Source organism: Streptomyces sp. NPDC049577, from assembly GCF_040675635.1.
Taxonomy (GTDB): domain Bacteria; phylum Actinomycetota; class Actinomycetes; order Streptomycetales; family Streptomycetaceae; genus Streptomyces.
In genome coordinates this window covers 1-6,960 of the sequence record NZ_JBFAPH010000331.1, presented here as the reverse complement: position 1 = coordinate 6,960, position 6,960 = coordinate 1, and the positions used below count along the sequence as shown (strand labels likewise).

The following is a 6,960-nucleotide window of genomic DNA, read 5'->3' as shown; positions in this document are numbered from 1 at the left end:
TCGGCGAGGAATCGGCGGACGACCGGGATGACCCGGCGCCCAGGAGACCGCGTCGACGTTCTCCAGCTTGGGCGCCACCGCCCGCAGCTCCTGCACCGACAGGCTGGGCCGGCCCCCGACCACGCGGCGCTCGACGCGACCCAGCTTGAGCGTCGTCCTGTCGCCCTTGGTCACCAGCAGCGCGACGCGCACGCCGTCGGACGCGATCCGCTGCCCGGTGATCCGCCCGCCGTCCAGCCCGGGCACCTGGACCTCCTCCGGCGCCCCCGTACCGTCGGGCAGCCGCAGCAGCCGCGGCCGGTCCGGATCCTGGTCGGCGACCCACAGATCGCCCAGGCCGTCCCAGCTCGGTGCCGTCAGTCCGCTCGTCTTCGCACCACTGCCGTGCACGGTCAGCCGCGCGTCGCCCAGGGGCGCGCCGGACTGCATCTGCGTCACGAAGAGCGCCTGCCCGTTGGCAGAAACGCCCGCCGCCCGGCGCGTATCCCGGGAGACGGCCACCGAACGCAGCTGCACCGCACCGTCCGCACCGAACGGCCCGGCCACGCGGCGCGGCTCGTCATCACTGTCCGACAGGCTCATCAGCCGGTGCTGCGCGTCCAGGAAGTACTGCCGGTCCGCCCGGCCGGCCGTCTGGTCCGGCGCGTAGCTCCTGGCCTGCTCGTTGCCGAGCTCGCACAGCCGTGAACCGTCCTTGCGCTGCAGGGTCACGTCCGTGACCTTGGCCGTCTCCTGGACGGTGTACATCACCTGGGCGGCCATGCGCAGGCACTGCTCCTGGTTGACGTCCGCCACGCGCTCGTTGAGCCGCACCTTCAGCGCGTTGGAGTCGTCCGGCGACAGCCGCTGGTCCTCCATGCGCGCCCCGGTCGGGAAGGCCGTCCCTGCCACCGGGTCCAGCCAGCTGGTCGGCCCGTCCAGCAGCGCCTTGACCGAGGAGGTCACCGGGTCTATCCGCTTGCGCAGATAGACCGGGTCGGCGACGAGCACCCCGGACGTCTTGGACGGGCTTCCGCCGGCCGGGGCGGAGGGGCCCAGCTCGGCGAAGTAGTACTTGTTGACCGAACGGTAGATCCGCTGGAAGTCGGCGATGCCCAGCACGAGCCCGACCGGCGGCGCGTCGATGCGCCACTCGCCGTCCTCGCGCGCCATGTGGATCTGGGCCTGGTACGCGTGCTCGTCCGGCTTGTAGGCGTGCTTGGCGTCGACCTGCGCGATCTGCTTGCCGGTCAGCGTGATGCTGATGCCCTGGTCGCGGTCGCCGCTGCGCTCCACGCGCACCTGCGGCGTCTCCGCCAGCACGGTCGTGGACAGGGCGGGGTCCCACTGCCGCTTCGCCCCGCGCGCCAGGTACATCCGGGCGGTCCCGTAGTCCGGGTCGTCGCTCGTGGTGGCCTCCAGGAAGCCCGCGACGAGCTCCAGCGGCTGCTCACCCTTGCGCGGCGGCACACCGTACACACGCACCTGCGAGTCCGCGTCGGCACGCTGGGAGGAATCCACCGACGTGACGTCCCCGCTGTCCGGCATGGACGCACAGCCCGCCAGCAGCGCGCCGGCGGCCGCGAGAACGAGCAGACCCGCAGGACGGCCGCGCCGCCGGGTGCGGCCGCACCGCACCGCTCCACGCTGGGCCGCCATCCCGTCCGCCTTCCGTACGCCTGCCGTGCCCGCCCGTGGCGCCTCCTCGTCACGCATGTCCGTCACGGTCACCTCCGGCCCGGCCGCTGGCGCTGCCCGCCGTCCTGTCGAGCGCCGTACCGCCCGGCCGTGCCACCACGCGCGACCCGCTGCCGGGCAACGCCGTCGGGTCCGCCGTGGGACGCGAATTCCTCGCCTGCGCCGGCACGGCCACGCCCCGTACCGGACCGGTCTGCTGCGGCGCGCTCTCGCCCAGCCCGCGGTTGCGCCGCGAGTCCTCCGGCTCCAGCGGGATCGGCGAGCCCCGCAGCGAGTCACCGGCCGTACGCGGCAGCGTCAGCCGGAACTGCGAGCCGCCGCCCGGCTCGCCCCAGGCCTGCAGCCAGCCGCCGTGCAGCCGTGCGTCCTCCACGGCGATCGACAGGCCCAGACCCGTACCACCGGTCGTCCGCGCCCGCGCCGGGTCCGCCCGCCAGAAGCGGTTGAACACCCGCGTCGCCTCGCCCGGCTTGAGCCCCACGCCGTAGTCGCGCACCGCCACCGCGACGGCGCCACCGGCCACCGCCAGCCGCACGATCACGTCGCGGCCCTCGCCGTGCTCCACGGCGTTGACCACCAGGTTGCGCAGCACGCGCTCCACACGGCGCGCGTCCGCCTCCGCGATGACGGGCTGCTCCGCGCCCCGCACGAGAATCCTGCTGCCCTTGCAGTCCGCCAGCGGCAGCGCGCCGTCCACGACCCGGTTCACCACGTCGCGCAGATCGATGGGCTCGGCCTCCAGGGCCGCCGCACCCGCGTCGAACCGGCTGATCTCCAGCAGATCGGACAGCAGCGACTCGAACCGGTCCACCTGCCCGAACAGCAGCTCCGCCGAGCGCGCCGTGACAGGGTCGAAGTCGTCCCGTGCCTCGTGGATGACCTCGGCAGCCATCCGCACCGTCGTCAGCGGCGTCCGCAGCTCGTGCGAGACGTCCGAGACGAACCGGCGCTGCATGCGGGACAGCTCCTCCAGCTGCTGGATCTTGATCTGGAGGTTCTGCGCCATCTTGTTGAAGGCTTCACCCAGACGTGCGATGTCGTCCTCGCCGGTGACCTTCATCCGCTCCTGGAGCACACCGGCGGCCAGCCGCTCGGAGATACTCGCGGCCATCCGCACGGGCGTGACGATCTGCCGCACCACGAGCCACGCGATGGCGCCCAGCAGCACCACCACAAACACCCCGGCGGTCGCCAGCGTGCCCTTGACCAGGCTCAGCGACTTCTCCTCCTGCGTGAACGGGAAGAGGTAGTAGAGCTGGTACGGCTTGCCGTTGACGTCGTAGAGCCGCTTGCCCACGATCAGCGCCGGCTCGCCCTCGTCCGAGGCACTGTGCTTGATGGAACCCGGCTTCTCGAACGTGCCGTTCCGGCTGTCCAGCTGCCGCCGCAGATCCACCGGCACACTGTGCTCGGGGTCGATGTCCCCGGAGGCACGCGGCCCGCGCGCGCCCACGTACGAGGCGTCCCCGTCGCCCGCGCTCAGCGCCACCACGTGGTAGACACCCTGCCCGCCACTGGCGAGCTGCTGCACCAGGGCCGTCAGCCAGGCACCGGAGTCCGGCGTGCCGTGGCCACCCGACTGCCCGGAGTCCTGCCGGCCGTCCGGACCGGAGTCGGCGGCGTCCCGCGCCGCCTTGAAACCGCCCTCTGCCTGGCTCGTCGAAGCGTGCTGCTTGGTCTCCAGCAGCCCGTTGCGCACCTGCCCGATGACCACGATGCCGAGCAGCAGCACCACGCCCAGCGACATCAGCAGGGTGGTGGCCACCACCCGCAGCTGGATGTTGCGCCGCCACAGCCGCATCGCCGGCAGCAGCGGCCGCCGCACCCAGCGCATGTACAGCCTCAGCACGGGATGCACCGGCCCCGCCGCCGCGCCGTCGGGCAGCAGCTGCCCGGCGCGCCACAGCCGCCGCAGAAAAGATATGCCGCCGCCCGCCGTGCCGACGGGCCGCCCCGCGCCCCGCTCCGGGGCGGCACCGTTGCCCGACATGTCAGCTCGGCCCGGCCTTGTAGCCCACACCACGCACGGTCACCACGATCTCCGGCCGCTCCGGGTCCTTCTCGACCTTCGAGCGCAGCCGCTGCACATGCACGTTCACCAGACGCGTGTCCGCCGCGTGCCGGTAGCCCCACACCTGCTCCAGCAGCACCTCACGGGTGAACACCTGCCAGGGCTTGCGGGCGAGCGCGACCAGCAGGTCGAACTCCAGCGGGGTGAGCGCGATCGACTGCCCGTCCCGCTTCACCGAGTGACCCGCGACGTCGATGACCAGATCACCGATCGTCAGCTGCTCCGGCGCCGGCTCCTCCGACCTCCGCAGCCGCGCCCGGATCCGGGCCACCAGCTCCTTCGGCTTGAACGGCTTGACGATGTAGTCATCCGCACCGGACTCCAGCCCGACCACCACGTCGACCGTGTCGCTCTTGGCGGTCAGCATCACGATCGGCACCCCGGACTCGGCCCGGATCAGCCTGCAGACCTCGATACCGTCCCGGCCGGGCAGCATCAGATCCAGCAGAACAAGATCAGGCTTCGTCTCGCGAAATGCTGCCAGTGCCTTGTCGCCGTCGGCTACAAACGACGGCTCGAACCCTTCACCACGCAGCACAATTCCGAGCATCTCGGCCAGTGCGGTGTCGTCGTCGACGACAAGGACGCGTCCCTTCATATCGACATCATCCCATTACCCGATCGTGACCTGGCACACAGCTCCACCAGACCGGCCTCCGTCACGGGGGAAACAACCCCGTTTTCCGTGACAATCGCGGTCACCAACTCCGGCGGTGTGATATCGAACGCAGGGTTGTACGCCTGCGTCCCGAGGGGTGCCACCGGCACTCCTGTACCCGCTTCGGCCCCCGGTTCCGGGACCACCGGCCCGGCGAATTCCGTGACCTCGTGCCCTGGCCGCTGCTCCACCTCGATCTCCGACCCCTGGGCCGTACGGAGATCGACCGTGGTGGTGGGCGCGACGACGATGAACGGCACATGGTGATAGCGCGCCAGCACCGCGAGGGGATAGCTGCCGACCTTGTTCGCCACCGAGCCGTCCGCGGCTATCCGGTCCGCGCCGATCAGCACCGCGTCCACCTCACCCGCCGCGAACAGCGACCCCGCCGCGTTGTCCGGGAGCAGCGTGTACGCCATCCCGCTGCGCGCCGCCTCGTACGCGGTCAGCCGCGCGCCCTGCAACAACGGCCGCGTCTCGTCCACCCACAGCCGCCGCAGCTCCCCCGCCCTGTGCGCGGCGCCCACCACCGCGAGGGCCGTGCCCTCACCACCGGAGACCAGCGCCCCGGTGTTGCAGTGGGTCAGCAGCCGGTAGCCGCCGCCCGGACGCAGCTCGGACAGCAGCGACAGACCGTGCTCGGCCATCCGCGCGCTGGCCTCCGCGTCCTCCCGGTGCAGCGCCCGTGCCTCGGTCAGCGCGGCCGCCGCGGCCCGGCGGGCGTCCGCACCGCCCTTCAGCGCGCCGTGGTACGCGTCCTGGGCCCGCCGCACGCCGTACGCGAGGTTGACGGCGGTCGGGCGGGCGTGGGCGAGCATCGCGGCCGACTCGTCCACGTCGAAGCCCCTGGCGGCTGCCAGCGCCACCCCGTACGCCCCGGCTATCCCCAGCAGCGGCGCGCCGCGCACCGCGAGCGTGCCGATCGCGTCGACCAGCGCGGGCACATCCGTGCACAGCAACTCGATCTCCTCGGCGGGCAGCCGCCGCTGATCGAGGAGGACGATCACCGGCCCCTCCGGCGGCTCCTCCCACCGAAGGGCGGGAACACCACCGGATCCGGGCGTCGATTCAGGCGATTCGGATGGGTTCACAGGTACCGCGTACTGATCAGCCATTGGTCCAGTCTGCCCCGCTCAGGGCAACTATTGAAGGTCTCCCTCCGTCTCTCCCCCTTACGAGCCCACCCGGGCTCATGACGGCTCGAAAGGGCTCGCGGCGTGGTGTGTTCGGCTTCGCGCGCGGCTCCTGCGGGCCGCCCGGGCCGTTCGAGCGCCGTGACACGATGACTGACCGGCAAGAGCGACAGGCGAGACAGGATGGACAGAGGATGAACGAGTCTCCGGGCCGTACCCCGCCCGGCGGGAACGGCGAGCCCCCGAAGCACGGGCCGAAGGACGGGCCGAAGGATGGGCCGTGGAACCACGGCGGCTGGGGCGGGAGCGGGAACGGATGGGGCACGCAGCCGACGGCACCACAGCCCGGGGTGATCCCACTCCGCCCGCTCGGCGTCGGCGAGATCATCGAGGGCGCCGTCAACACGCTGCGGACGCACTGGCGCCCCGCGCTCGGGGTCTCGCTGTCGGTGGCCCTCGCCACCCAGGCCGTGACGACCCTCGCCACCACCCTGTGGCTGAAGGACGGCGCCGAGCTCGACGGCAAGATGGCCGATACCGCCTCGGTGGATCTCCACGAACTGCTGGGGACCATCAGGGACTCGGCGGGCACACTGGGCCTCGGCACATTCCTCGGACTGCTGGGCTGGATCTTCGCCGCCGGGATGCTCACGGTCGTCGTCAGCCGCGCGGTTCTGGGCCGCTCGATCACAGCGCGCGAGGCATGGCGCGACACCCGGCCACGACTGCTGCCCATGGCCGGCCTGGTGGGTCTGGTGACCCTGCTGATGCTCGGCATGTGCGCGGTCGCCGTCGCACCGGGGCTGCTGGTCATGGTGGCCGGAGCGCACGCGCTCGGCGTCTCGCTGACCGCCGTCGGTGGCCTGGCGGGAGCGGCGGGAATGATATGGCTCTGGATTCGCTACAGCCTGGCCGCACCGGCCCTCATGCTGGAGAAGCAGGGTATTCGCGAGGCCCTCGCCCGGTCGGTGAAGCTCACGACGCCGGTGTGGTGGCGGATATTCGGCATCCAAATGCTCGCGACCGCGCTCGTTTTCGTGGTTCAGATGATCTTGCAGATACCGCTCAACATCATTGAATTGATCTTGACCGGCAAGTCCGGCTCTTCTCCGGTGATTGCGGCGGTGGGCGGAGTTCTCGCCACGACCATTTCGCTTCCGGTTACGGCCGGCGTGACCGCCCTGCTCTATATGGACCAGCGCATTCGCCGCGAATCCCTCGACCTCGAGCTCGCCCGCGCGGCGGGTGTCTGAGACATTGGAGCGCTTCGCCGGCCCCCGGTGCGGGGGCCGGCAAAGGGGCCGGGAGTCGTGGTAAATACCCCTGAACGCGAGAAAGCCCTGGCAGGGGAACCCTGCCAGGGCTTTCTCTCAACAATAGTTCGGCGGCGTCCTACTCTCCCACACGGTCCCCCATGCAGT

General features: G+C 71.4%; 5 protein-coding genes. 1 reads left to right on the top strand and 4 read right to left on the bottom strand.

The features are described from left to right. The 4 genes from AB0K09_RS27325 to mtnA all read right to left on the bottom strand — a co-directional run. Positions 1-1,695, bottom strand: a 1,695-nt coding sequence (locus AB0K09_RS27325) for an LpqB family beta-propeller domain-containing protein (RefSeq protein ID WP_366068071.1), incomplete at its 3' end; no start/stop codon positions are given. Continuing rightward, the gene (gene mtrB, locus AB0K09_RS27320; RefSeq protein ID WP_366068070.1) at positions 1,688-3,667 is read right to left on the bottom strand and encodes an MtrAB system histidine kinase MtrB; all 1,980 of its coding nucleotides are present in this window, start codon (positions 3,665-3,667) and stop codon (positions 1,688-1,690) included. The genes mtrB and AB0K09_RS27325, both read right to left, overlap by 8 nt. Before the next feature lies 1 nt (position 3,668). Next, on the bottom strand, positions 3,669-4,346 hold the full coding sequence (mtrA, locus tag AB0K09_RS27315) for a two-component system response regulator MtrA (protein WP_023550067.1): 678 nt from the start codon (positions 4,344-4,346) through the stop codon (positions 3,669-3,671). Next, entirely contained in the window at positions 4,343-5,521 is a 1,179-nt protein-coding gene (mtnA, locus tag AB0K09_RS27310) for an S-methyl-5-thioribose-1-phosphate isomerase (RefSeq protein WP_366068069.1), read from the bottom strand. The genes mtrA and mtnA overlap by 4 nt, the downstream gene beginning before the upstream one ends. 368 nt (positions 5,522-5,889) lie before the next feature. Here mtnA and AB0K09_RS27305 point away from each other — a divergent pair, with 368 nt between their 5' ends. Continuing rightward, positions 5,890-6,792: a hypothetical protein gene (locus AB0K09_RS27305; protein ID WP_366068068.1), complete on the top strand. Its 903-nt coding sequence runs from the start codon at positions 5,890-5,892 to the stop codon at positions 6,790-6,792. The last annotated feature ends 168 nt before the right edge of the window (positions 6,793-6,960 follow it).

Coding starts and splice junctions, on each gene's coding strand:
- mtnA (WP_366068069.1), bottom strand. CDS start 5,521: ATGGCTGATCAGTACGCGGTACCTGTGAACCCATCCGAATCGCCTGAA.
- mtrA (WP_023550067.1), bottom strand. CDS start 4,346: ATGAAGGGACGCGTCCTTGTCGTCGACGACGACACCGCACTGGCCGAG.
- mtrB (WP_366068070.1), bottom strand. CDS start 3,667: ATGTCGGGCAACGGTGCCGCCCCGGAGCGGGGCGCGGGGCGGCCCGTC.